Source organism: Chromobacterium haemolyticum (genome assembly GCF_009936155.1).
Lineage (GTDB): Bacteria > Pseudomonadota > Gammaproteobacteria > Burkholderiales > Chromobacteriaceae > Chromobacterium > Chromobacterium haemolyticum.
On record NZ_AP019312.1, the window covers coordinates 2,163,374 to 2,186,137 of the forward strand.

Consider the following 22,764-nt stretch of genomic DNA (forward strand, 5'->3'; position numbering starts at 1 on the left):
AGGGCGAGACAAGGCGAAAACCGCTGAGAAAGCGGAATGTGCAAGCGCTACATGAACATTTCGAAGGGGTACTCACCGTGTCACGTCTCACAACGCGCGGCAGATCGTGAACAGGTCCTAAGTTTCACTGCCGCGTAGTTGCTCGATATAGCAATTGAACAGCTCGGCGTGGCTGGCCACGCCGAGCTTCAGATACAGATTGCGGCGGTGCACCTTGACCGTTTCCGGCGAAATGGCCAATTGCTGGGCGATGGCCTTGCTGGACAGGCCGCACAGCGTCAGCCGCGCCACCTCGGCTTCGCGCTCTGACAGCTTGCCGTGGCCAAAATGACTCAGCGTTTGAGTCAGTTGGTCGGACAGGCGGGCAGAAGGCGGGGCGGGCGCGGAGCACAACTGCCAGTGGCGCCGCATTGCGGACAGCAGCCATGGCTGCATCACGCGCAGCTTGCCGATGTCGGCGGGCTCGAACTCGCTGGCCTTGCCCAGCGACAATGACAAGACCTGTCCCGCATCGACGCGCAGCAGCACCTGAACCTCGTCCACGCCGACTTCGCCGCTCATGTAACGTTGAAAATATTCGCTTTGACGGAAGTGGTCCGGCGCGATGTCGGGCAAGTGGTGGATGCCGTCGACAAAGGGATGCTGGGTGTATTGATAGAAGGGGTCCAGCAGGTACAGCCCCTGGCAGTAAAGCGCCATCGGCGACGCCGCGGCTTGATGTTGAAAATCGCACTCTTCCAGGATCCGCGGCGGCGCATCCGTGTGGTAACAGGCGGCCAGCGCATTGTCCAGCGGCACGCCGCCGCGCAACAGCAAAACCATCTGACGCCAAAACCCGGGCAGGCCGATTTGCGCCATCAGCTGAGCCAGATGATGGTGCAGCGGCAGTTCCTTCAACAAAGCTTCCATCCGGCAATCCCCGCTTGGGGTAACCCATCACGGTGATTGGGCACCTTCTCGCGTCAAAATACACTGTCTTCCGCAAGTCTGACTACAAGACCATAGCGACAAGAGGAGAACAGCATGAGCCAAGAAGCAAGCAGTCCGGGATTGCGCCGCTCGTTGAGCGTGACGGATGTCGTGTTGATTACCGTATCCGGCGTGACGCCGGCCAGTTCCATTTTCGTGATTGCGCCGTTTGCGCTGCAAGGCGCCGGCAGCGGGGCTTTTTTGGCCTTCGCGCTGGCGGCGGCGCTGGCCGTCGCGTTCGCGCTTTGCTACGCCGAGCTGGGCGCGGCCCACCCCAACGCCGGCGGAGAATACGTGATCATCGAGCGGGTGTTCGGCCGAGCGCTCAGCCTGCAGATGTATCTGCTGATTCTGTGTCTGCTGCTGTTCATTCCCGCGGTGCTGGCCACCGGCGCCGCGCCCTATCTGAATTCCGCGCTGGGCACCCGGCTGGACGGCGCTGAAGTGGCGCTGGCCATGATTGTGCTGTGCTTCGGCATCGCGGTGCTGGACATCAAGCTGAACGCCTGGCTGACCGGCTCCTTCCTGCTGCTGGAGCTGGCCGCCTTGGCCTTGATCGCCCGGCTGGGTTTCAGCGAAGCGCAACAGCCGGCGACGGTGTTGTGGCAGCCGGTAAAGGCGGCGGCCGACGGCGGCCCGAGCGCGGTGTCCGCCGCGACAATCTTCGCCATGGTGGGGACGGCCGTGTTCGCTTACAACGGTTTTGGCGGGGCGGTGTACTTTGCCGAGGACATGCGAGAAAGCGGCCGGCCGGTGGCGCGGGCTGTGCTGGCTGCGCTGTCCATCGTGGTACTGGTGGAGCTGATACCGGTGACCGCCTTGATCCTGGGGGCGCCGTCGCTGGCGGAGATGAGCCGGCAGGCTGACCCCATCAACTACGTGCTGAGTCATTTGAGCAGCCCGACGCTGGCGCGGGTGATCAGCGGCGGCATCTTTTTATCGGTATTCAACGCCATCATCGCCATCGTGGTGCAAAGCGGCCGCTTTTTGTACTCCAGCGGCAGGGACGGCTTGTGGCCGGCGCCGGCGAGCCGGGCGCTGCAGCGCATCCATCCGCGCTTTGGCACGCCCTGGGTGGCCACGCTGGCATTGGCCATCCCGTCCGCCTTGTTGACCTTTCATTCCAGCTTGGGCGATCTGGCTTCCTTCACCGTAATCATCCTGATGCTGAACTACTTATTGCTGGCGCTGGCGGCCTTGCGCAGCCGCCTGGGCCTGCACCCTCACCCTTACCGCATGCCGGGCTGGCCGTGGCCGCCCTTGCTGGCGGCGGTTGGCAGCCTGGCCCTGTTGTGGGCGGTGCTGCGGGACGCGCCGGCGCGCGACTGGTGGATTATCGGCGGCATCGCGCTGACCGGGCTCTTGCTGGCGGGCCGTAAGCAGCCCGCCGCGGTATTGATCGTTGAAGAACAGAAAGAGAGGTGATTATGTTGAAACGAGCCAGGGCATTGGGCATTCGCATCGGCCAGGGCGAGCCCGGCCCCTTGAACGCGATTACGGACGTGCCCGGCGTGCGGGTGGGGCATGCCGCCGCCTGGGCGGATTTCGACGACGGCCGCCGCGCACGCACGGGGGTCACGGTGATTGAGCCGCGGCCGGGTTTGGCGCGGCGCAGGCCGTGCTTTGCCGGCGTGCATGTCTTGAACGGCAACGGCGACGCCACCGGGCTGGAGTGGCTGCGCGAGGCCGGCGTGCTGAGCACGCCGATCGCGCTGACCAATACCCACAGCGTGGGCGTGGTGCGAGACGCATTGATCGCCAGCGAGCGCGAAGCGGTGGCCGGAGAGCCTCAGCTGTATTGGACCATGCCGGTGGTGCTGGAAACCTTTGACGGCCTGCTCAACGACATCAACGGCTTCCACGTGACGGCGGAGCACGCGCGCGCCGCGCAAAAGGCGGCCAGCGGCGGCTTGCCTGCCGAGGGCAGCGTGGGCGGCGGCAGCGGCATGATCTGCCACGAATTCAAAGGCGGCATCGGCACCGCCTCGCGGCGGCTGCCGGCGGAGGCGGGCGGTTGGACCGTGGGGGCGTTGGTGCAGGCCAATCATGGCAAGCGAAGCTCGCTATTGGTGGAGGGCTACCCGGTAGGCCGCCAGCTGAGTTGCATGGAGATTCCCTCGCCGTTTGAAACTGGACGGCTGCCGCAGCCCGGCATGGGTTCCATCGTGGCGGTGCTGGCCACCGACGCACCCTTGTTGCCGGATCAATGCCGGCGGCTGGCGCAGCGCGCCGGCATCGGCATCGCCCGCACTGGCGGCGGCACCGAGGACTCCAGCGGCGACATCTTCGTGGCCTTCGCCACTGGCAATCAGGGCTTGCCGATGACCGATTACGCCGGCAAGGGCGAGTTGACCTGCGCGGTGGAAATGGTGAACGCGGACCATCTGTCGCCCTTGTTCGAGGCGGCGGCGGAAGCGGTGGAAGAGGCCATCGTCAACGCCTTGCTGGCGGCGGGAGATCTGACGGGCAACCACGGTCACGCGGCGCATGGACTTAAGGCCGAGCGCTTGCTGAGCGCGCTGAGGGAAAGCGGCTGGCGTCCGCGTTAAGACCCGCTAACCAAACCCCTGATCCTGCGTTGCGCCTCCTTGTCGTACTACTTGTACTGCCTGCGTCGGCGCGCCTTGGCTCAGGTTCTCTGCGAGGTTTTGTTAGCGGCTCTAAGCCGCAGGTCCGTCAGGCTCCGGCATTGGGTTTGCGCCATGTGATGCTATTATCATTGTGTGGCCGCCCCAGGCGGCGAATCGACGTGCAGGAGGCGGGCATGAAGACACCGGACATTCCGGCGGACGAGCCGCAGCGTTTGGCAACCCTACGCGCGTTGGGCGTGCTTGACACGGCGGCGGAGGAGCGTTTCGACCGGCTAACCCGCATGGCCAAGCGCTTGTTCCGGGTGCCTATCGCCTTGGTCAGCCTAGTGGACGAAAACCGCCAGTGGCTCAAGTCCTGCGTCGGCATGTCGACGGTGGAAACAGAGCGCGATATTTCCTTTTGCGGCCACGCCATTCTGGGCGATGACATCTTCTACATCCCGGACGCCTTGGCGGATGAACGTTTCGCCGACAATCCGCTGGTGACGGGCGCGCCGCATATCCGTTTCTACGCCGGTTGTCCGCTGCATGCCGCCAACGGCGCCAAGGTGGGCACTCTGTGTGTGATCGATGTCCAGCCGCGGGAGTTCGATCACGACGACGCACAGGCGCTGCACGATCTGGCGCGCATGGTGGAGGCGGAACTGATTGCCTTCCAGGCCGCCACTACGGATGAACTGACAGGCCTTTCCAATCGGCGAGGTTTCCGGCTGCTGGCGCAGTACAGCCTCAATTTCTGCGCGCGGCAAAACCTGCCGGTCAGCCTGGCTTTTATGGACCTGGACAAGTTCAAGGCGATCAACGATTGCTTCGGTCACGCCGCCGGCGACCAGGCGCTGGCGGCCTTTGCTGAGCTGATGCATGGCTCTTTTTGATCCGCGGACCTGCTGGCGCGGCTAGGTGGAGACGAGTTCGTGGTGTTGCTGTCCGATGTCGGGCAGGAGCGGGCGCAGGCGGCGATGGCCAAATTCGCACGCCATCTGGACGCTTACAACGCCAGCTCCGGGCAGCCGTATCCGCTGGCGTTTTCCGTCGGCATCGTGGAGCTGGACGCGGAGCGCCATTTCTCCATCGAGGCCTTACTGGCGGAGGGCGATGAACTGATGTATTCGATCAAAGCCGCTAAAAGGTAGCCGCAACCAAGTTTTTCGTGGCTGTCCGTGTGGTTTTTGCGCCGGAACTTTCACTTTTCATGCCCCTTTGTCTGAAAACAGACTGCGCATTGCATGCGTTCCGAATAATATTCAAGAGTCCGTTCAAAGCCTCGCTCTTGCTCGCACGAGCGTAAACACGTTTTCAGAGTGGGCGCGCCGCCTAGAGCGCCGTCCCGACCTCTATGAGTACCGAGCGCACATATCTGGCGGGCAGCATAGGCCGGCACGTGCTGCACTGCTTCACCTCCGAAGCGGCGCGGGCGGCGCACTGAACGCGGCCGCTCAGTCCCGCTCCAGCCAGCCGTCCGCGCCGGCCAGCAATTGCCCGAGGCGCTGCGCCGGGAGATATTCCGCCAGCCATCGCGTCAAACGCCGTTGGTCGTCGAGCTGTCTCCACAAGCTTTGTGGAGTTTGCTGGAGGCGATGTACAGCGTTGAATGCGAGAGAGAGAGGTTGCAGTTGTTGATTGCTTAGCGGTGGGATGGTTTAGACAAGTAGACTGCCTGGAGACAAGGCGAAAAAGACAAAAGCCCGGACATATGTCCGGGCTTTTGATATTGGCGGAGGCTGTGGGATTCGAACCCACGGACGGTCGCCCGTCGGCAGTTTTCAAGACTGCTGGTTTAAACCACTCACCCAAACCTCCAGCGTCTGGTCATTACCGATACGAGCAGAGTGCAAGATCACGGCATGAGCCCGACCTGCCGCACTCCCCGAATCGGTAAGAGGGCGCAATTCTAGCGGGTCTTAGCCGCTTTGACTAGAGGGCCGGCGCATTTGACGCCAGCATTTCCGCCGCGTGCTCGCGCGTGGTCTGGGTCAGCTCCACGCCGCCCAGCATGCGGGCGATTTCCAGCACCCGCTGTTCGCTGTCCAGCGGTTCGATGTGGCTCTTGACCCGGCCTTTGTGCTCGCTCTTGCTGACCTGCCAGTGGTGGCTGCCGCAGGAGGCCACTTGCGGCAGGTGGGTGATGCACAGCACTTGGTAGCGCTGGCCCAACTGGCGCAGCATGTGGCCGATGACTTCGGCGACGCGGCCGCCGATGCCGACGTCCACTTCGTCGAAGATCAGCGTGGGCACGCTGGCCACTTGGCTGATCACCACTTGCATGGCCAGGCTGATGCGGGACAGTTCGCCGCCGGAGGCCACTTTGGCTAGCGGGCGCAGGCTGGTGCCGGCGTTGGCCGCCACCAGGTATTCGATGGATTCCAGGCCGTGGGCGCTGGGCTCGGACAGGGGCGCCAGTTCGATGGCGAAGCGCGCGCCGCTCATCGCCAGGTGCTGCATTTCCGCGCCGATGCGCGCGGACAACTCGCTGGCGGCCTGGCGGCGTTTGCCGGACAGCGCTTCGGCCTGCGTGCGGTAGCGCGCTAGCGCGGAGGTTTCCGCCAGGGACAGCGCTTCGATGTCGGCGGAGGCTTCCAGCGCTTGCAGCTGTTGCTGCCAGTCGTCCAGTTTTTCCTGCAGGTCTTGCGGCTGCACCCGGTATTTGCGCGCGGTGCTCATCAGCGCGTCTAGCCGGCCTTCCACTTCGGCCAGCTGGCCGGGGTTTTCGTCGATGTCGCTGGCGTAGTCGCGCAGGCTGTAGACCACTTCGCGCAGTTCGGCGTCCACGGAGTCCAACAGCGACAGGGTGTCCGCCAGCCGCGGGTCCAGGTTGGCCAGCTTGCTGAGCCGGGTTTGCACCTGGGACAGCATGGTCAGGCAGCTGTTGTCCATCTCGGACAGGGTCTCCACCGCCAGCTGGGCGCTTTGCGCCAGTTCGGCGGCGTTGGCCAGCCGGGAATGGCTTTGGTTCAACGCGCTCCATTCATCCGGCTGTAGATTGAGTTCGCTCAGTTCGTTGATCTGCCAGTTCAGCCGTTCGCGCTCGACTTCGGATTCGCGCGACAGCCGTTCGGCGTCGGCGCGGGCGCGGCGGGCGGCTTGCCAGTCCTGCCAGGCTTTGTGCACGTCGCGGGCCAGCGCGGAGGAGCCGGCGTAGGCATCCAGCAGCTGGCGCTGGGCGTCGGCTTTCATCAGCGACTGGTGGGCATGCTGGCCGTGGATGTCGACCAAAAATTCGCCCAGCTGCTTGAGCTGGCTGAGGGTGGCGGCCTGGCCGTTGACGAAGCTGCGCGAACGGCCGGATTTGTCCAGCAGCCGGCGCAGCAGGAGTACGCCGTCGTCGCCGTTGAGGCCGTTTTCTTCCAGCCATGCGTCGATTTCCGGGCGGCCGCGGGTGTCGAATTCGGCGGTGATCTCGGCGCGTTCGGCGCCTTCGCGCACTTGGGCGCCTTCTGCGCGGTCGCCCAGCAGCAGGCTCAAGGCGTCCAGCAGTATGGACTTGCCGGCGCCGGTTTCTCCGGTGAGCACGGTGAAACCAGCTTGGAAGTCCAGCGAGATGTTGTCGACGATGACGAAGTCTTTAACGGTCAGCGATAGGAGCATGGGTGTTCGCGTCAGGTGTCAGAGTAGGCGCTCGCCCCAGTGGAGCTTGTGGCGCAGCATGTCGTAGTAGTTGTAACCCACCGGGTGCAGGATGCGCAGCGGGTTGCGGTAGCGGCGGATCAGCACGCGGTCCATTTCCATCAGGTCGCAATGGGATTGGCCGTCGAAGTGCACGCGGGCGTCGAGGCCGCGGGTGAGCATGAATTCCACTTCGCAGGAGTCATTGACCGCGATCGGGCGGTTGCTCAGCGATTGGGGGCAGATGGGCACCAAGGCGATGGCCTGCAGCGTGGGGTGCAGGATGGGGCCGCCGGAGGCCAGCGAGTAGGCGGTGGATCCGGTGGGGGTGGAGACGATGAGGCCGTCCGAGCGTTGGCTGTAGACGAACTGGTTATCGATGAAGACTTCGAACTCTATCATCGAGCCCATCGCGCCGCGGCTGAACACCACGTCGTTGAAGGCCAGCGCGTTGGCCACTTCGGCATCTTCGCGTATCACCGCGGCCTGTAGCAGGATGCGGTCTTCCGGCACGAAGTCGCCGCGCAGGATGGCGTCCACCGAGTCCAGCATCTCGTGCAGCGGGATATCGGTCATGAAGCCAAGCCGGCCCTGGTTGATGCCGATCAGCGGCACCCGGTAGGGAGCCAGCAGCCGGGCGATGGACAGCATGGTGCCGTCGCCGCCCAGCACAATGACGATGTCGGCCAGCTTGCCCATGTCATTGCGGTCTATCAGCGCGTGCGGGCCGGCTTCTTGCTGGGTGGCGCTGTCTTTATCGATCAGCACGGTGGCGCCGGAGGCGGACAGGTGGTCGGCCAGCCGGCGCAGGGATTCGACGATGGCGGGCTTGCTGTGCCGCGCCACCAGGCAGACGTGTTTGAACAGTCGTTCCATGGCGTTGTTTCAGTAAGGGGTGGGCGTATCGTTCAAAAAACTGTCGTCGTTGGGTTTCTTGCCGGTGGCTTCCAGCGCTTTCAGGTAGAAGCGCACCAGGTCCGCCAGAGAGTCTACACCGAGTTTGTTGAACAGGTTGGCCCTATGTACTTCTATGGTGCGCGGTGACAGGTCCAGCACCCGGGCGATTTCCTTGCTGGACATGCCGTCCGCCACCAGTTCCAGCACTTCGCGCTCGCGGCCGCTTATGCGGGCGAGCAGGCCCATCACTTCCTGGGTTTCTTCTTCCTTGCGGTGTTGCAGGATGCTCAGGCGTATGCCCTTGCGCAGGCTTTCGATCAGCCGCGCCTGGTCTATCGGCTTGGTCAGGAAGTCGATGGCGCCGGTCTGGAAGGCGCGGCGGCATTGTTCGATGTCGCCGTGGCCGGTGATGAAGACGATGGGCAGGGTCACGTTTTTGTCGATCAGCTGCTCCTGCAGCGCCAGGCCGGTGATTTGCGGCATGCGGATGTCCAGCACCAGGCAGGCGATGTCGTTGCCGCCGTAGTGGGCGAGAAACTCCATCGCGTTGGGAAAGGTGACGGTGCGCATGCCTTGCGCGGCGATCAGCATGGCCAGCGAATCCAGTACGGCCGGATCGTCGTCGACGATGTAGACGGTTGGCGTGGTGTTTTGCATTGTGTTTTTGACTCCTGCCGGTTACCCCGTTGACGGCGGCGCGTCCCTTTGCGGCAGTTCAATGATGAATTCCGCGCCTCCGGTTGATTTGTTGCGCGCGCTCAGCTTGCCGCCAAACGCTTCTATGGCGGTCTGGCAGATGGCCAGGCCCAATCCCATGCCGCTGGCTTTGGTGCTGAAGAAGGGCGCGAAGATGCGATCCAGCAATTCCGGCGCGATGCCGGCGCCGTTGTCGCCTATGCTGAGCCGGATCCAGCGGCCGTTCAGGCTAGTGGCGATGCTGAGCCGCCCCCAGGGGGCGACGGTTTCCATGGCGTCCAGCGCGTTGCGCATCAGGTTCAGCACCACTTGTTCCAGTTGTATGTTGTCAGCGTAGACCAAGGGCAGATCATGGCAAATATTCTGCTCAATATGAATATCGTGGGTTTTTAGTTCGTATTCCAGCAGGTTGAGCGCATTGTCCACCACCTGGTTCAGATCCATGGGGGTGAATTGCTGGGTTTTTTTGATCACGAATTCGCGCAGGCGCTGGATGATTTGACCGGCGCGGCTGGCCTGGGTGACGGAGGAATCCAGCGCGCGGCGCAGCATGGCCATGTCCGGCTCTTCGTCTTCCAGCAGGCTGAGGCCGGCCTGGCAGTAGCTCATGATGGCGGACAGCGGTTGGTTGATCTCGTGTGCGATGCCGGAGGCCATCTCGCCCATGGTGTTGATGCGGGCGACGCGGGCCAGCTCCATTTCGTGCTGGCGCAGGCGGGTTTCGCTGGCTTCCAGTGCGGCCAGCATGCGGCGGCGGATCGGCGCGGTATCGCGGAAGGTCAGCACCGCGCCCATCAGCCGGCCGTCGCGGCCGGGCAGCGGGGAAACCGAGCCTTCGATCAGCAGTTTTTCGCCGTCGCTGCGCATCAGATAGCAGTTTTGCGCCAGCAGCACGGTTTCGCGGCGCTGGATGGCCTTGTGCACCGGATCCTCCTCTACCTGGCGCGCAAACTCGTAGTTGAGCCTCACCACTTGATGCAGCTTGCGTTGCGCGGCGTCCCGGGCTTTGAGGCCAAGCAGGGTTTCCGCCGCCGGGTTGAGGTAGCGGATGCTCAGGTCGATGTCGATGCTGATCACAGCGTCGCTGATGCCGCTGAGCGCCACCATCGCGTATTCGCGCTCGCGGTGGAGCTTGTCTTGCGCCTGTTCCTGCGCCTGGCGGTTTTGCGCCCGCAGCGCCAGGATGACCAGCAACAGGTAGGCCGGCACCATGGAGAAGACGGCGCTGAGCAGGAGCTCCAGCGGAGCGGTGCGGTCGAAACTGAGCTGGCGGCGCACCGTCAGTTCATAGGGCAGGTAGGGCGTGTCCAGGCTCTTGCGGATTTCCAGGGCCGGCAGCAGCCATTGCGCCAGCCAGCCGGGCTGGTCCTGTTGCTGATGGCGGTAGATGAGCGGGTCGTAGCCGCTGGGCGCGCTGTCCTTGCGCTGTAAGGCCACGCTGTAGCGCGTCGCCATATTGGGGGTCAGGCTGACCAGCTTGTCCAGCGCCAGCACCTGCACCACCATGCCCGCGGTCTGCTCGCTGCGCACCAGCGGCACTGGCGAGGGCGCTTCGGTATTGTAGATGGCGGAGAAGAAGGCCAGGGCCTGCTTGCCGTTGTTGAGGCGCAGCACCGGGGATACCGCCTCGCCCTGACCCATCGCGCGGTGGACGGTGGGCGCCAGCACGGTGTCGGCCAGCAGGTCCAGGCCCATTTCGCGCCAATCGTCGGAGGCCAGGCCGGGCTCGGCCATGCTAAGCGGCAGGTAGCGCGGCCGTTTAGCCGCCAGCCGCCAGGCTTGTTGCTGGTCCCAGGCGTTGTCCTGCTGGTGCTGGTAGTCGCGGATGCGGTAGGGCTGGCCTTGCAGCTGGCTGCGCATGCGTTCAAATTCGCGGCGGTAAGCGTGGCTGACCAGCGGCTGGTAACCGATGAAGTAGAGCTGAGGCTGTTCGCGCGCCAGAGACTCCACCAATAGGCGGATGCGCGCTTCACGCAAGCTGTTTTCCTGATCGACGATGTCGACCACGCTTTGTTGCAGCATCTCGCTTTCCTGCAGGCGGGTCTGTAGGCCGGAGAGAATCAGGCTGTGCACCTGTTGGTGTTCCTGATGCTGCTGATTGAGGTCCAACGCCACCGATTGGCCCAGCAACAGGGCGAAGGTGAGCAGCCACAACACGGCGCAGGCCAGGCGTCCGCGGGGGGAGGCGGTGCGCAACAGGTCCAGGTGGCGGGTGAAGGCGGTGCGGAATGCAGTGATGATACTGTGCTTGTCTGCCATGGGGAGGTTGGGTTCGTCCGGCGCGCAGCCAATCTGGGCATCGCCGCTACTGTGCCGGATTATAGCGGCGATGCCCGGGGCGCGCGAACCAAGCCGGGAGCTGGGTTCGCCCCTGGCAGGGTGTGGCTTATTTCTTCAAGTAAACAGAAAAATGTTGCTGAAACTTGGCCAATTTTGGCGCTACAACCATCTGGCAATAGGGCTCGTGGCCATGTTGATCGAAGTATTTCTGGTGATAGTCTTCCGCCGGATAAAAAGGCGCCGCGGCCTCCAGCCGGGTGACGATGGGCGCAGGGTAGTCGCCGGCCAGGTCCGCCAGCATGCGTTCCGCCGCCTGACGCTGTTCTTCGTCGTGGTAAAACAGCACCGACGCGTATTGCGGGCCGACGTCGTTGCCCTGGCGGTTGAGGGTGGTGGGGTCGTGCAATGCGAAGAAGGCGCGCAGCAGGGTGTCGTAATCGATCTGGGCCGGGTCGTAGCGGATCTGCACCGCTTCCACGTGGCCGCTGCGGCCGCCGCAGACTTCTTTGTAACTGGGGTTGGCGCCGGGGCCGCCGGTATAGCCGGAAATGGCGCTGTGGACGCCGGCCAAGCGGTTGTAGGCGCTTTCGATGCACCAGAAGCAGCCGCCTGCGAAGGTTGCGGTTTTCATGTTTGGCTCCATTGACGGGTGGGATGAGTATGAGTCGTGTCGGGGCGAGGGATCTGTCCCTCGGCGCCGAAAATGTGCCAAGCCAGGCGCACGGTTTCGGTCTGGATCGCCACGGTGTCCTCAATTGGCACCGCGTAGCCGCCGCCCATGACAACGGCGACAGCGGCCTTGGCCTGGCGACAGGCTTCCAGCACCATGCGGTCTCGTGCGGCCAGGCCGTTGAAGCTTAGCGCCAGCTTGCCCAGGCGGTCGCCGGCGTAGGGGTCGGCGCCGGCCAGGTAGAACACCAGGTCCGGGTCCGCGGCGAACAGGCGCGGCAGTTGCTCGGCCAGAATGGCGAGGTAGGTTTCGTCGCCGGCGCCGTCCGGCAGTTCTATGTCCAGGTTGCTGGCTTCGCGGAGGAAGGGAAAGTTGCCGGCGCCGTGCATGGAGAAGGTGAAGATGCGGTCGTCGCCGCGCGTGATGGCGGCGGTGCCGTCGCCCTGGTGCACGTCTAGGTCTATTACCAGCGCGCGCCGAGCCAGGCCTTCGTCCAGCATCAGCCGCGCGGCCACGGCGATGTCGTTGAACACGCAAAATCCGCTGCCCATCGCGCGGCCGGCGTGGTGGGTGCCGCCGGCCAGGTTGACGCCGCAGCCGCGCGCCAGCGCCCAGCGGGCGGCGGCGATGGTGGCGCCTACCGAGCGGCGGCTGCGTTCCAGCAGTTGCGGGCTCCAGGGCAAGCCGATCTCGCACTGTTCGACGGCGCTGAGCGCGCCGTTGAACACCTTGTCCAGATAGGCGTCGTCGTGGGCCTGCGCCAACTCGTAGCGGCTGGCAGCCGGCGCGGCGTCCATTGCCTCGGCGGCGAACCTCGCCACCGCCTGCGCCAGCAGCGCGTATTTTTGCGCGGGGAAGCGATGGCCGGGCGGCAGCGGCAGCGGAAATTGATCGGTGCGGAAAATGCGCATCGCGGCGCTCAGAAGGCTTTGACCAAGGCGAAACGCGGCAGGGTCTGGCCCTCGTGAGCGACGCTTTCCTCGAACATGCCGGCCGGGCGCGCCCACAGGCCGAACTCGCCGTAAAGCGCGCGGTACATCACCAGCAGTTCACCGGTTTCGGAGTGGGTGGCGGTACCCACTACTTCGTAGAGCGGTCCTTTGTAATGGCGATAAATGCCGGGAGCGATTTTCATGGGGCCTCCTTGGGTTTACGGCAGATGGGCGAGGGCCTCGGCCATCAGTTGGAACAGGCCGTCGGCGTCCACCTCGGTCAGGTAGAGCGCGTTGGGCTCGCGGCCGGATTCGCCGTGCCAGTCCACCACGGTGGCTCCGGTGGTGTAGTGGCCGGCTAGTTCCACTACCACGTTGACGGTGCGGCCGCGGAACAGATCGGGGCGCAGCAGGTAGGCGATCACGCAGGGGTCGTGCACCGGCGCGCCGTCCTGGCCCAGCTTTTGCACGTCGTAGCGCTCCAGAGACGTCAGCAGCGAGGCCGCCAGCGGCCCGCAGCGGTTGGGGAGGTCGCGCAGCAGCGCCACGCGCGCCGGAGTGGTGGTTGCCTGGTGGGTGACATCCAGCGGCAACATGACGATGGGCGCGCCGCTGCGCAACACAATGTCCGCCGCGTGCGGATCGGTATGAATGTTGAACTCCGCCGCTGGAGTCATGTTGCCGCCGGCGAAATAGCCGCCGCCCATCAGCACGATGCGGCCAATGCGCGCGGCGATGTCCGGCGCCCGGCGCAGGGCCAGAGCAATATTGCTCAATGGCCCCACCGGGCAAAGGGTGACGCTGCCCGGAGGTTCGCGGCGCAGCGTGTCGATGATGAAGTCCACCGCATGCTCTGAGCGCACCGGCATCACGGGTTCGTGCAACGGCGCGCCGTCCAGGCCGCTGGCACCATGCACATGTTCGGCGCCCTGGTAGGGCTGGACCAGCGGCCGGTCTGCGCCGGCGTAAACGGGCACGTCGCTGCGTCCGGCCCATTCGCAGACGATGCGGGCGTTGCGGGTGGTTAGTTCCACGCCGACGTTGCCGGCCACCGTGGTCATCCCCAATAGCTCGATGTCAGCGCGCGCGCCCAGCAGGAACAGTATGGCGACCGCATCGTCCAGGCCGGGGTCCGTATCGAAAATGACGCGGTGCTGTTTCATGTCGGCTTCATTGGGCAATGTCATCAAGGGGGCGAAGGATGCCGCAGCGCTTGGCGGCGCGTCAAGGCGCGGCCGGTGCTGACGACGAGGACTCGCTCCATTCATAGACCCGGAATTCGGTATCCAGTTTAAACCCTGATCGTTCATACAGCCGCTGTGCGTTCAGGTTGTCGTGCGCGGTTTGCAGTGTGACGCCGCCGCCCAGCGCGGCGACATGGCGCTGGCAATGTTCCAGTAATAATTGGCCGACGCCGCCTCCGCGAGAGGCCGGCGATACGAACAAGTCGTGCAGCAACCAGTGCGGACGCAAGCCTAGCGAGGAGAAACCAGGATAGAGCAGGGCGAAGCCTTGGACGCCGGCCGCGTCTTCGGCCAGGAAAACCACCGCTTCGCCCTTGCGCAGCCGCTGTTCCAGAAAGGCGGCGCAGGCCTCAGCCGGCTGCGTTGTCCGATAAAAATCGAGATAGGCCAGAAATAAGGGCAGCCATGAGCCGACGGACTCCGCGTCGGCCTGGCGAATAGCGATTTGCATTGAATGCCTTTCCCCGCTTTGCGGTACAATATTCGCCTTTTTTCCGGCGATGTTTGCAATGAAATTGGTTCTTGCCCCGATGGAGGGCCTGGTGGACGAGGCGATGCGCGATGTGCTGACCCGGGTGGGCGGCATTGATCTGTGCGTGACCGAGTTTGTCCGCGTCACCTCGGCGCTTTTGCCCACCCGCACCTTCATGCGGCTGGCGCCGGAGCTGGCGCGCGGCGGCAAGACCCGCGCCGGCGTTACGGTACGAGTGCAGTTGCTGGGTTCGGACCCGGTTTGCCTGGCCGAGAACGCCGCCAAGGCCGCCAGCCTGGGCGCGCCGGGCATAGATCTGAATTTCGGCTGTCCGGCTCCCACTGTCAACCGCCATCGCGGCGGCGCCGTTTTGCTTAACGACCCTGAACTGCTGTTCCAGATCGTGCAGGCGGTGCGCGCGGCGGTGCCAGCCGAAATACCGGTTACCGCCAAGATGCGGCTGGGCTATGAAGACAAAAGCCGGGCGCTGGAGTGCGCGCGGGCGTTGGAGGCCGGCGGCGCGCAGGAACTGGCGGTGCATGGCCGCACCAAGGTGGAGGGCTACCGCCCACCGGCGCACTGGGACTGGATTGCCCGCATCCGCGAGAGCGTGGCGGTGCCTGTGGTGGCCAACGGCGAAGTGTGGACGCTGGACGATTACCGCGCTATCCGCGAGCAAAGCGGCTGCGACACGGTGATGATAGGGCGAGGCCTGGTGGCCTGCCCGGACCTGGCTTTGCGCATCAAGCGCCAGGACGGCGCCGAACCCATGCCCTGGAACGAGATGCAGCCCTGGGTGCTGGACTTGTTTCTGCAGTGCCGCGTCCAGTCCGAGGATGGACGCTACCCGGTGGCGCGCACCAAGCAATGGCTGGGGCAACTGAAGCGAACCTGGCCGGAGGCCGGCGCCTTGTTTGAGCGCATCCGCAGGCTGACCACGCCGGACGAAGTGGAACCTGTACTGCGAGACATGCTTGCTAAGTAAATGTACTCATATCTAAATGCTATGGGAATGTGTAGCATTCAATTGCGCGCTGCACTGGTATAGCAGGGCGCTGTGATTCCGGCGGCTCCCCAGCTCCGGCGATTACACTTCCCCGATACCTTGCAGCCCTCCCTATACGGGAGGGATTTTTTTTATCCGCCGCGATGGACTATCAATGAAAAGCGGCCGGACTGTTGTTTCCTCTTTAGTTCCCTGCCGCAGCGGCGCCGCCATCGGCGGTTTCCCATCAAGACTTCATCGCGGAGGCGGCATGGATACGGCCCCGACGGTTAGCTGGCTGGAAAAGCTGATCCCTCAGGCGTGGCACGACAGCCTGACGTTGTTCGTGGCGCTGACCGCCGCCTGCGCCGCCTTGCTCTATCTACTGCGGCCGGAAACCCGAAAATCGACGCTGCGCTCCTTGCTGGCCGCCGCCATTGCGCTGGTGGTGATCAATCTGGGGCCTCAGGACGGGCAGGCGGTAGCGGAGTGGGTCAAGCAGGTGGCCATCATCGTGCTGGGCCTGGCGCTGATCCGGCTGTGGGCGATGATGCTGATGCGGCTGTTCCTGCCCTTGCTGCGCCTGCATCCGCCGCGCATCCTGGAAGACATTCTGCTGGTGCTGGGCTGCGTGGGCTGGGGGCTGGTACTGCTGCGCCTGGCCGGCCTGGACCTGAGCCACATCGTCACCACCTCGGCGGTGATCACTGGTGTGCTGGCGTTCTCGATGCAGGACACGCTGGGCAATATCCTGGCCGGCCTGTCGCTGCAGCTGGACAATTCGGTGGAGGTGGGCGACTGGATCAAGTCCGGCGAGCTATCCGGCCGGGTGGTGGAAATCAATTGGCGGGCCACGCTGGTGGAAACCCGCAACTGGGAAACCGTGGTGATTCCCAACAGCCAGCTGATGAAGGGGCAGTTCGCCATCCTGGGCAAGCACCAGGGCGCGCCGCTGCAATGGCGGCGCTGGGTGTGGTTCAACATCAATTGGGACACGCTGCCCAACCAGATCATCTCCGTGGTGGAGCGTTCCCTGCGCGAGGCGCAATTGCCCGGCGTGGCGCTGTCGCCGGAGCCCAACTGCATTCTGATGGGCTTCGAAAACGGCTACAGCAAGTACGCGGTGCGTTACTGGCTGACCGATCTCGCCGCCGACGACCTGACTGACTCCGTGGTGCGCACCCATATCGATGCCGCCTTGCGCCGCCACAATCTGAAGATGTCCTCGCCGCACTACAATGTGCTGACCATCAAGGACAATGAAAAGTACATGGAAGCGCGGATGAAGAAGCATCTGGAAGAGCGGGTGCAGGCGCTGCGCAAGGTGGAACTGCTGTCCAGCCTCAACGACGAGGAGTTGGTGGTGCTGGCCGATCAACTCAAGTTCACCCCCTTCGTTACTGGCGACATCATCATGCACCAGGGCGCAGTGGCGCACTGGCTCTACATCATGCTCAACGGGGAGGTGGAAGTGTGGGTGAATCTGCCGGACGGCAGCCGCAAGCTGGTGGACGTGCTGGAGGGCGGCAACTTCTTCGGCGAAATGGGCTTGATGACCGGCGAGGCGCGCAGTGGCACTGTGATCGCGCGTTCCAATGTGGAGTGCCTACGGCTGGACAAGGAGTCCTTCCAGTCCATTCTGAGTTCGCGCAAGGAGTTGGCGGAGGCGATCTCGTCGATTCTGGCCGAACGGCTGGCCGAGCGCACCCGCAAGCTGCCGCAGGATTGGCAGGAAGGTCACGGTTCGCCGCAGCGGGCGGAGCTGGTGGACAAGATCCGCCGTTTCTTCGGCCTGGCCAAGCACTGAGCGGAGGCGGTAGGCGGCCCCAAGGCGGGGCCGCGCGACGGCGCTCAATCCAGCGGGTGGAAGTGCTTGAGGATGCTGGAGAAATCCAGCTTGCCGAAGCCGGCTTGCGCGTGCTCCTCGTACAGATTGCGCGCCAAGGAGCCCAGCGGATTGGCCGCGTGGCTGTGTAGCGCGGTTTCCTCGGCCAGACCCAGGTCTTTCAGCATCAGTTCGGTCATGAAGCCGCCGCTGTAGCCTCTGCTGGCCGGCGCGTTTTCCATCACGCCGGGCCAGGGGTTGTACAGCTCGGTGGCCCAATTGCGGCCGGAGCTCTGACTGATGATGTCGGACAGCACCTTGGGGTCCAGCCCGTTCTTCACGCCCAGCGCCAGCGCCTCGGCGGTGCCGGCCATCAGGATGCCCAGCAGCATATTGTTGCAGATCTTGGCGGTCTGGCCGGCGCCGGCGGCGCCGGCATGGAAGATGTTCTTGCCCATGGCTTGCAGCAAGGGCCGCGCCCGCTCCAGCTCGGCGGCGGCGCCGCCGACGATGAAGGTGAGCGTGCCGGCGGCGGCGCCGGCGGTGCCGCCGGACACCGGCGCGTCCAGCATCTTGAGGCCGGCGGCGTCGGCCGCGGCGGCCACCTTGCGCGCGGTGGCGGCGTCTATGGTGCTGCAGTCCACCACCAGGGTGCCGGCCGGCAGTTGCGCGAACAGGCCGGACTCGCCCAAGTACAAGCCTTCCACGTGGCGGCCGGCCGGGAGCATGGAAATCACCGCGTCGGCGCCGCGAACGGCGTCGGCGGCGGAGGAGGCCGAGCGCGCGCCGGCGGCGGCCAGCTTGGCCAGCGCGTCGGCGGACAGGTCGAACACGTTCAGCTTATAACCGTGTTTCAGCAGATTGGCGGCCATCGGTCCGCCCATATTACCCAGGCCGATGAAGGCGATGGTTTGCATATTCTGTCTCCTCTATTGTTATTGGAGCGAGGCAAGCGGGTGTTCGGCCGCCGTCCACGGGGAATCGAAATGGCTGTCCACCCAGCCCGGCGGAATGTCGGCCAGCTCGCGGCAATGCCATTGCGGCGCGCGGTCCTTGTCCACCAGTAGCGCGCGCACGCCTTCGCGGAAGTCCGGCTTGGCGCAGAAGTTGACCGACAGCGCCAGCTCCATGCGCAGGACCTCGGCCAGCGACAGGTGTTTGGCGCGCTGGAAGATTTCCCAACACACCGCGGCGGAGCTGGGGCAGCCGTGGGCAAAGCTCTTGGCGGCCGCGGCCAGCCACGGGTCTTCGAAGGCGGTGTCGCGCAGCGAGGCGGCCACCGCGTCCAGGCTGCCGCGGTTCATCAACTGGTGTACCGCCAGCAGGTTGCGGCCGGCGTTGGCTTCCGGCTGCGCCACGCCGCGCTCCATCTCGTTGAGTAAGGCGCTGACCAGGCCGTGGTGGCGTTCCGCCGGCTGTTCCCAGGCCAGTTCGCGCAGCGCCGTCAGCAAGGCTGGTTGGCCGTCGGCTGGCAGCACGTGGTCGGCCAGATTGCACAGCAGCGCATCGCCGGCGTTCAGCGGCGCGCCGGTCAGGCCGAGGAACAGGCCGAGCTTGGCCGGCATCCGTTGCAGGAACCAGCTGCCGGCCACGTCCGGGTATAGGCCGATGGTGATTTCCGGCATCGCGATGCGGGTGGCCGGGGTGGCCACGCGGTGGCTGGCGCCGGCCATCAGGCCGAGGCCGCCGCCCATCACGATGCCGCCGCCCCAGACGATCAGCGGCTTGCGGTAGCGGTGGATGTGGTAATCGAGCCGATATTCCTCGCTGAAGAAGGCGACGGCGTGCGGGTTGGGATAGACGTCGTCGTCTTCCAGCAGCGCGGCGCGCAGCGAGCGCACGTCGCCGCCGGCGCAGAAGGCTTTGTCGCCGGCGCCGCGCAACAGCACGGCCACCACGGCGTCGTCGTTCTCCCAGGCGTTCAAGCGCGCGTCCAGCAGCCGTATCATCTCCAGCGTCAGCGCGTTCAGCGATTTTTCCGCGTTCAGCGTGGCGATGGCGATGCGCTGGCCGCCGCGGACCGGCAGTTCTTCAAACAGTACCAGGTGGGACATGGCGGATTCGTCCTTGGGTGAAGATCAGGCGTTCTTCCACTGAGGCGCGCGTTTTTCCAGGAAGGCGCGGGTGCCTTCGCCCTGATCCTGCGTGTCGAACAGCTTGATGAAGCCTTCGCGTTCGTGGATCAGATTGTGAGCCGGCGGCTGCAGCCGCGCGCGTTGCACTAGCTGCTTGCACACAGCCACCGACGACGGCGATTGGCGGTCGACTTTTGCCGCCAGCGTGAGCGCGGCGTCCAGCGCCTGACCTTTGGCCACCACTTCTTCCACCAGGCCGATGCGCTCGGCGGTGCGCGCGTCGATGCGCTCGCCGCACAGAATCATGCGTTTGGCCCAGCCTTCGCCGACCAGCCAGGGCAGATTCTGGGTGCCGCCGGCGCAGGGCAGCAGGCCGACGCCGGCTTCAGGCAGCGCCATTTGCGCCTGCTCCTCGGCGATGCGGATGTCGCAGGCCAGCGCGCATTCCAGGCCGCCGCCCATCGCATAGCCGTTGACGGCGGCGATGCTGACGCCGCGGAAGGCGGACAGCGCCTCGAAGGCCTCGCCGAACAGCATGGTCATTTCCGTGGCCACCTTTTTGTCGCCGTCCGCGAATAGATTGAGATCGGCGCCGGCGGAGAAGAATTTTTCTCCCTGGCCGGTGATCACCAGCGCGTAGATGTCGCGGTCGGCGTTCAGGTCCGCCACCAGTCGTTTCAGCGCGCTCAGGCTATCTCGGTTCCAGGTGTTGGCCGGCGGATTGTCTATGGTGACCACGACGGTGTGGCCGCGTTTTTCCACGTTCAGGTGGGCGTAGTTGTTCATGGCGTTTGCCTTTATTGATTCGGTTTCGCTCAGCGCAGCGTTTCCAGCGCGCCGTCTTGCAATAGTTTGCGCGCCACGATCATCCGCATCACTTCATTGGTGCCTTCCAGGATCTGGTGCACGCGCAGATCGCGCACGTGGCGTTCCAGCGGGAAGTCCTTCAGATAGCCGTAGCCGCCGAACAGTTGCAGCGCGTTGTTGGCCACATTGAAACTCAAATCGGTGGCCAGCCGCTTTGCCATGGCGCAATAAGCGCTGGCGTCCGGGCTGGCCTGGTCCAGTTTCCACGCCGCCAGCCGCACCATCTGCCGCGCGGCCACCAGTTCGGTCAGCATGTCCGCCAGCCGGAACTGCACGCTTTGCAGCTCGGCCAGCGGCTGGCCGAATTGCTGGCGCTCCTGCACATAGCGCTGGGCGGCGGCCAGCGCGGCTTGAGCGGTGCCCACCGCGCAGGTGGCGATGTTGATGCGGCCGCCGTCCAGTCCCTTCATCGCGAAAGCGAAGCCGTGGCCTTCCTCGCCCAGCCGGTTGGATGCGGGGATTTCCACATTGTCGAAGGTGATGGCGCGGGTGGGCTGGCTGTTCCAGCCCATTTTTTTCTCTTTCTTGCCGTATTGCACCCCGGCCGCGTCCGCCGGCACCACGAAGGCGGACACGCCTTTGGGTCCGGGGCCGCCGGTGCGCGCCATCACCACCAGCACCTGGGTGCTGCCGGCGCCGGAGATGAACATCTTGGAGCCGTTGAGCACGTAATGGTCGCCCTTGCGCTCGGCGCGGGTCTTCAGCGAGGCGGCGTCGGAGCCGGCGCCGGGCTCGGTCAGACAGTAGCTGCCCAGCAGTTCGCCGCTGACCATGCGCGGCACCCAGCGCTGAGCCAGCTCCGGGCTGCCGAAGCTGGCTATCATCCAGGCCACCATATTGTGGATGGTCAGATAGGCGGCGGTGGAAGTGCAGCCGGCGGCCAGCTCTTCAAAGATGATGGCGGAGTCCAGCCGCGGCAGGCCCAGACCGCCGTAGGCTTCGGGGGTGTACAGGCCGAGAAAGCCCATCTCGCCGCTGCGGCGGATCACCTCCAGCGGAAAGATTTCCTCTTCGTCCCATTCGGCGGCGCGCGGCGCGAGTTCGCTGGCGGCGAAGTCGCGGGCGCTGTCCTGAAAAGCGATCTGTTCTTCAGTCAGTGCGAAATCCATGGCGGGCTCCCTGTCAGCGCAGCGAAATGGTGGTGTTGACCTTGCCGCCGCTGGCGGCGTCGTCGAACCAGCGGCTGGTGACGGTTTTGGTCTGGGTGTAGAACAGCACGACTTGCTTGCCGTAAGGGCCGAGGTCGCCCAGCTTGGAGCCGCGCGAACCGGTGAAGCTGAACAGCGGCACCGGAACGGGGATGGGCACGTTGATGCCCACCTGGCCGACGTCGATCTCCTCCTGGAATTTGCGCGCCGCCGCGCCGCTCTGAGTGAACACCGCGGTGCCGTTGCCGTTGGGGTTGGCGTTGACGATGGCGATGGCGTCGTCCAGCGAGTCCGCCGCCATCAGGCACAGCACCGGGCCGAAGATTTCCTGGTGGTAGATGCTCATTTCCGGTTTGACGCCGGAGAAGATGGTGGGGCCGACGAAGTTGCCGCGCTCGTAGCCGGCCACCTGGATATCGCGGCCGTCCAGCTCCAGACGCGCGCCTTCTTCCACGCCGCGGGCGATCAGGCCGGCCACGCGCTCGCGGGCGGCGCAGGAGATCAGCGGGCCCAGGTCCGGGTTGTCCTTACCGGCGCCCACTCTCAGGCCGCGCGCCTTGGCCACCAGTTCCGGAATCCACTGTTGGGCCTCGCCCACCAGCACCGCCACCGACAGCGCCATGCAGCGCTGGCCGGCGGCGCCGAAAGCGGCCCCGGCCAACTGGTTCAGCGCCTGTTCCTTATTGGCGTCCGGCAACACGATGGCGTGGTTCTTGGCGCCCATCATGCATTGGGTGCGCTTGCCGTTGAGGCTGGCGCGATGGTGCACATGGGTGCCCACCTTGGTGGAGCCGACGAAGGACACCGCCTTGATGTCGCGGTGGTCGCACAGGGCGTTGACCACATGTTCGCCGCCGTGCACCACATTTAGCACGCCGGGCGGGATGCCGGCTTCCAGCGCCAGCTCCACCAGGCGCATGGTCACCATCGGGTCTTGTTCCGAGGGTTTGAGCACAAAGGTGTTGCCGGTGGCGATGGCCATCGGGAACATCCACAACGGAATCATCGCCGGGAAGTTGAACGGGGTGATGCCTGCGCAGACGCCCAGCGGTTGCAGCACGGTGTAGGTGTCCACGCCGCCGGCGACGTTCTCCGCGTATTCGCCCAGTTGCAGATTGCCGATGGAGGACGCGTGCTCCACCACTTCCAGGCCGCGGAAGATGTCGCCCTCGGCGTCGGCCAGGGTCTTGCCTTGCTCGGCGGTCAGCAGCGCCGCCAGTTCCTTCATGTGCTCGCGGATCAACTGTTGATACTTCAGGAAAATGCGCGCGCGCGCGCCGATGGCGGTTTTCTTCCAACTGGCGAAGGCCGTCTTGGCGGCGCTGACGGCGGCGTCGACTTCGTCTTGGGTGGCCATCGGCACCCGCGCCAGCACCTCCTGGGTGGCCGGGTTGACGACGTTCCGCCATTCGGCGCTATGGGATTCGACGAATTCGCCGCCTATCAGCAATTTGATGGTGGGGACTGCCTGGGTCATGGTGCTGCCTCCGTCTAATCTTGATGAAAGCCC

The 22,764-nt window shown here is 64.8% G+C and carries 19 protein-coding genes, 1 tRNA gene and 1 pseudogene; 5 read left to right on the top strand and 16 right to left on the bottom strand.

Translation table 11 applies throughout. The features are described from left to right. Positions 1-117: 117 nt before the first annotated feature. Positions 118-909 carry a helix-turn-helix transcriptional regulator gene (locus tag GYH29_RS09815; protein ID WP_081554687.1) on the bottom strand — a complete coding sequence of 264 codons (792 nt, stop codon included), beginning with the start codon at positions 907-909 and terminating at the stop codon, positions 118-120. A 114-nt stretch (positions 910-1,023) separates the two neighbouring features. Here GYH29_RS09815 and GYH29_RS09820 point away from each other — a divergent pair, with 114 nt between their 5' ends. From GYH29_RS09820 to GYH29_RS09830, 3 genes and pseudogenes are all read left to right on the top strand, one after another. Beyond that, positions 1,024-2,394 carry an APC family permease gene (locus GYH29_RS09820; protein WP_161523611.1) on the top strand — a complete coding sequence of 457 codons (1,371 nt, stop codon included), beginning with the start codon at positions 1,024-1,026 and terminating at the stop codon, positions 2,392-2,394. 2 nt (positions 2,395-2,396) lie between these two features. Next, a complete protein-coding gene (locus tag GYH29_RS09825; RefSeq protein ID WP_161523612.1) occupies positions 2,397-3,518 on the top strand; it encodes a DmpA family aminopeptidase in 1,122 nt (373 codons plus the stop codon). Positions 3,519-3,733: 215 nt separating this feature from the next. Continuing rightward, positions 3,734-4,693 (top strand): annotated as a pseudogene (locus GYH29_RS09830) (diguanylate cyclase domain-containing protein). Positions 4,694-5,272: 579 nt separating this feature from the next. Here the strand turns inward: GYH29_RS09830 and GYH29_RS09835 are convergent. The 10 genes from GYH29_RS09835 to GYH29_RS09880 all read right to left on the bottom strand — a co-directional run bounded on the left by GYH29_RS09835 (position 5,273) and on the right by GYH29_RS09880 (position 14,333). After that, a tRNA-Ser gene (locus GYH29_RS09835) sits at positions 5,273-5,360 on the bottom strand. Positions 5,361-5,474: 114 nt separating this feature from the next. Next, a complete protein-coding gene (gene recN / locus GYH29_RS09840) occupies positions 5,475-7,145 on the bottom strand; it encodes a DNA repair protein RecN (protein WP_161523613.1) in 1,671 nt (556 codons plus the stop codon). A gap of 18 nt (positions 7,146-7,163) precedes the next feature. After that, positions 7,164-8,039 (bottom strand): NAD kinase, encoded by an 876-nt coding sequence (locus GYH29_RS09845; RefSeq protein WP_019103054.1) that lies wholly within the window; start codon positions 8,037-8,039, stop codon positions 7,164-7,166. Between the two features lie 9 nt (positions 8,040-8,048). Next, the gene (locus GYH29_RS09850) at positions 8,049-8,717 is read right to left on the bottom strand and encodes a response regulator transcription factor (protein WP_019103053.1); all 669 of its coding nucleotides are present in this window, start codon (positions 8,715-8,717) and stop codon (positions 8,049-8,051) included. Between the two features lie 21 nt (positions 8,718-8,738). After that, positions 8,739-11,015 (bottom strand): ATP-binding protein, encoded by a 2,277-nt coding sequence (locus GYH29_RS09855; protein WP_161523614.1) that lies wholly within the window; start codon positions 11,013-11,015, stop codon positions 8,739-8,741. A 127-nt stretch (positions 11,016-11,142) separates the two neighbouring features. After that, positions 11,143-11,667 carry a peptide-methionine (S)-S-oxide reductase MsrA gene (msrA, locus tag GYH29_RS09860; protein ID WP_019103052.1) on the bottom strand — a complete coding sequence of 175 codons (525 nt, stop codon included), beginning with the start codon at positions 11,665-11,667 and terminating at the stop codon, positions 11,143-11,145. Then, on the bottom strand, positions 11,664-12,617 hold the full coding sequence (locus tag GYH29_RS09865; protein ID WP_161523615.1) for a histone deacetylase family protein: 954 nt from the start codon (positions 12,615-12,617) through the stop codon (positions 11,664-11,666). The genes msrA and GYH29_RS09865 overlap by 4 nt, the downstream gene beginning before the upstream one ends. A gap of 8 nt (positions 12,618-12,625) precedes the next feature. Further along, positions 12,626-12,841: a DUF1653 domain-containing protein gene (locus GYH29_RS09870; RefSeq protein ID WP_019103050.1), complete on the bottom strand. Its 216-nt coding sequence runs from the start codon at positions 12,839-12,841 to the stop codon at positions 12,626-12,628. Positions 12,842-12,856: 15 nt separating this feature from the next. After that, positions 12,857-13,801 (bottom strand): nucleoside hydrolase, encoded by a 945-nt coding sequence (locus GYH29_RS09875; protein WP_107732241.1) that lies wholly within the window; start codon positions 13,799-13,801, stop codon positions 12,857-12,859. 61 nt (positions 13,802-13,862) lie between these two features. Then, positions 13,863-14,333 carry a GNAT family N-acetyltransferase gene (locus GYH29_RS09880; RefSeq protein ID WP_107732242.1) on the bottom strand — a complete coding sequence of 157 codons (471 nt, stop codon included), beginning with the start codon at positions 14,331-14,333 and terminating at the stop codon, positions 13,863-13,865. 58 nt (positions 14,334-14,391) lie between these two features. On the opposite strand from GYH29_RS09880, the gene GYH29_RS09885 reads away from it, so the two are divergent. Beyond that, a complete protein-coding gene (locus tag GYH29_RS09885) occupies positions 14,392-15,339 on the top strand; it encodes a tRNA dihydrouridine synthase (protein WP_114152797.1) in 948 nt (315 codons plus the stop codon). A 271-nt stretch (positions 15,340-15,610) separates the two neighbouring features. Continuing rightward, positions 15,611-17,146 (top strand): mechanosensitive ion channel family protein, encoded by a 1,536-nt coding sequence (locus tag GYH29_RS09890; RefSeq protein WP_043593571.1) that lies wholly within the window; start codon positions 15,611-15,613, stop codon positions 17,144-17,146. A gap of 44 nt (positions 17,147-17,190) precedes the next feature. Here the strand turns inward: GYH29_RS09890 and mmsB are convergent, their stop codons facing one another. Genes mmsB through GYH29_RS09915 form a run of 5 tightly spaced genes read right to left on the bottom strand, consistent with a single transcriptional unit; the run spans position 17,191 to position 22,731 of the window. Then, positions 17,191-18,081, bottom strand: a complete 891-nt coding sequence (mmsB, locus tag GYH29_RS09895; protein ID WP_043593573.1) for a 3-hydroxyisobutyrate dehydrogenase — start codon at positions 18,079-18,081, stop codon at positions 17,191-17,193. 18 nt (positions 18,082-18,099) lie between these two features. Beyond that, on the bottom strand, positions 18,100-19,218 hold the full coding sequence (locus GYH29_RS09900) for an enoyl-CoA hydratase/isomerase family protein (protein WP_161523616.1): 1,119 nt from the start codon (positions 19,216-19,218) through the stop codon (positions 18,100-18,102). A gap of 24 nt (positions 19,219-19,242) precedes the next feature. Continuing rightward, a complete protein-coding gene (locus tag GYH29_RS09905; protein WP_019101371.1) occupies positions 19,243-20,025 on the bottom strand; it encodes an enoyl-CoA hydratase in 783 nt (260 codons plus the stop codon). A 29-nt stretch (positions 20,026-20,054) separates the two neighbouring features. Continuing rightward, a complete protein-coding gene (locus GYH29_RS09910; RefSeq protein ID WP_161523617.1) occupies positions 20,055-21,215 on the bottom strand; it encodes an acyl-CoA dehydrogenase family protein in 1,161 nt (386 codons plus the stop codon). A 13-nt stretch (positions 21,216-21,228) separates the two neighbouring features. Beyond that, positions 21,229-22,731, bottom strand: coding sequence for a CoA-acylating methylmalonate-semialdehyde dehydrogenase (locus GYH29_RS09915; protein ID WP_019101373.1), 1,503 nt, complete (start codon positions 22,729-22,731; stop codon positions 21,229-21,231). Positions 22,732-22,764 lie beyond the last annotated feature (33 nt).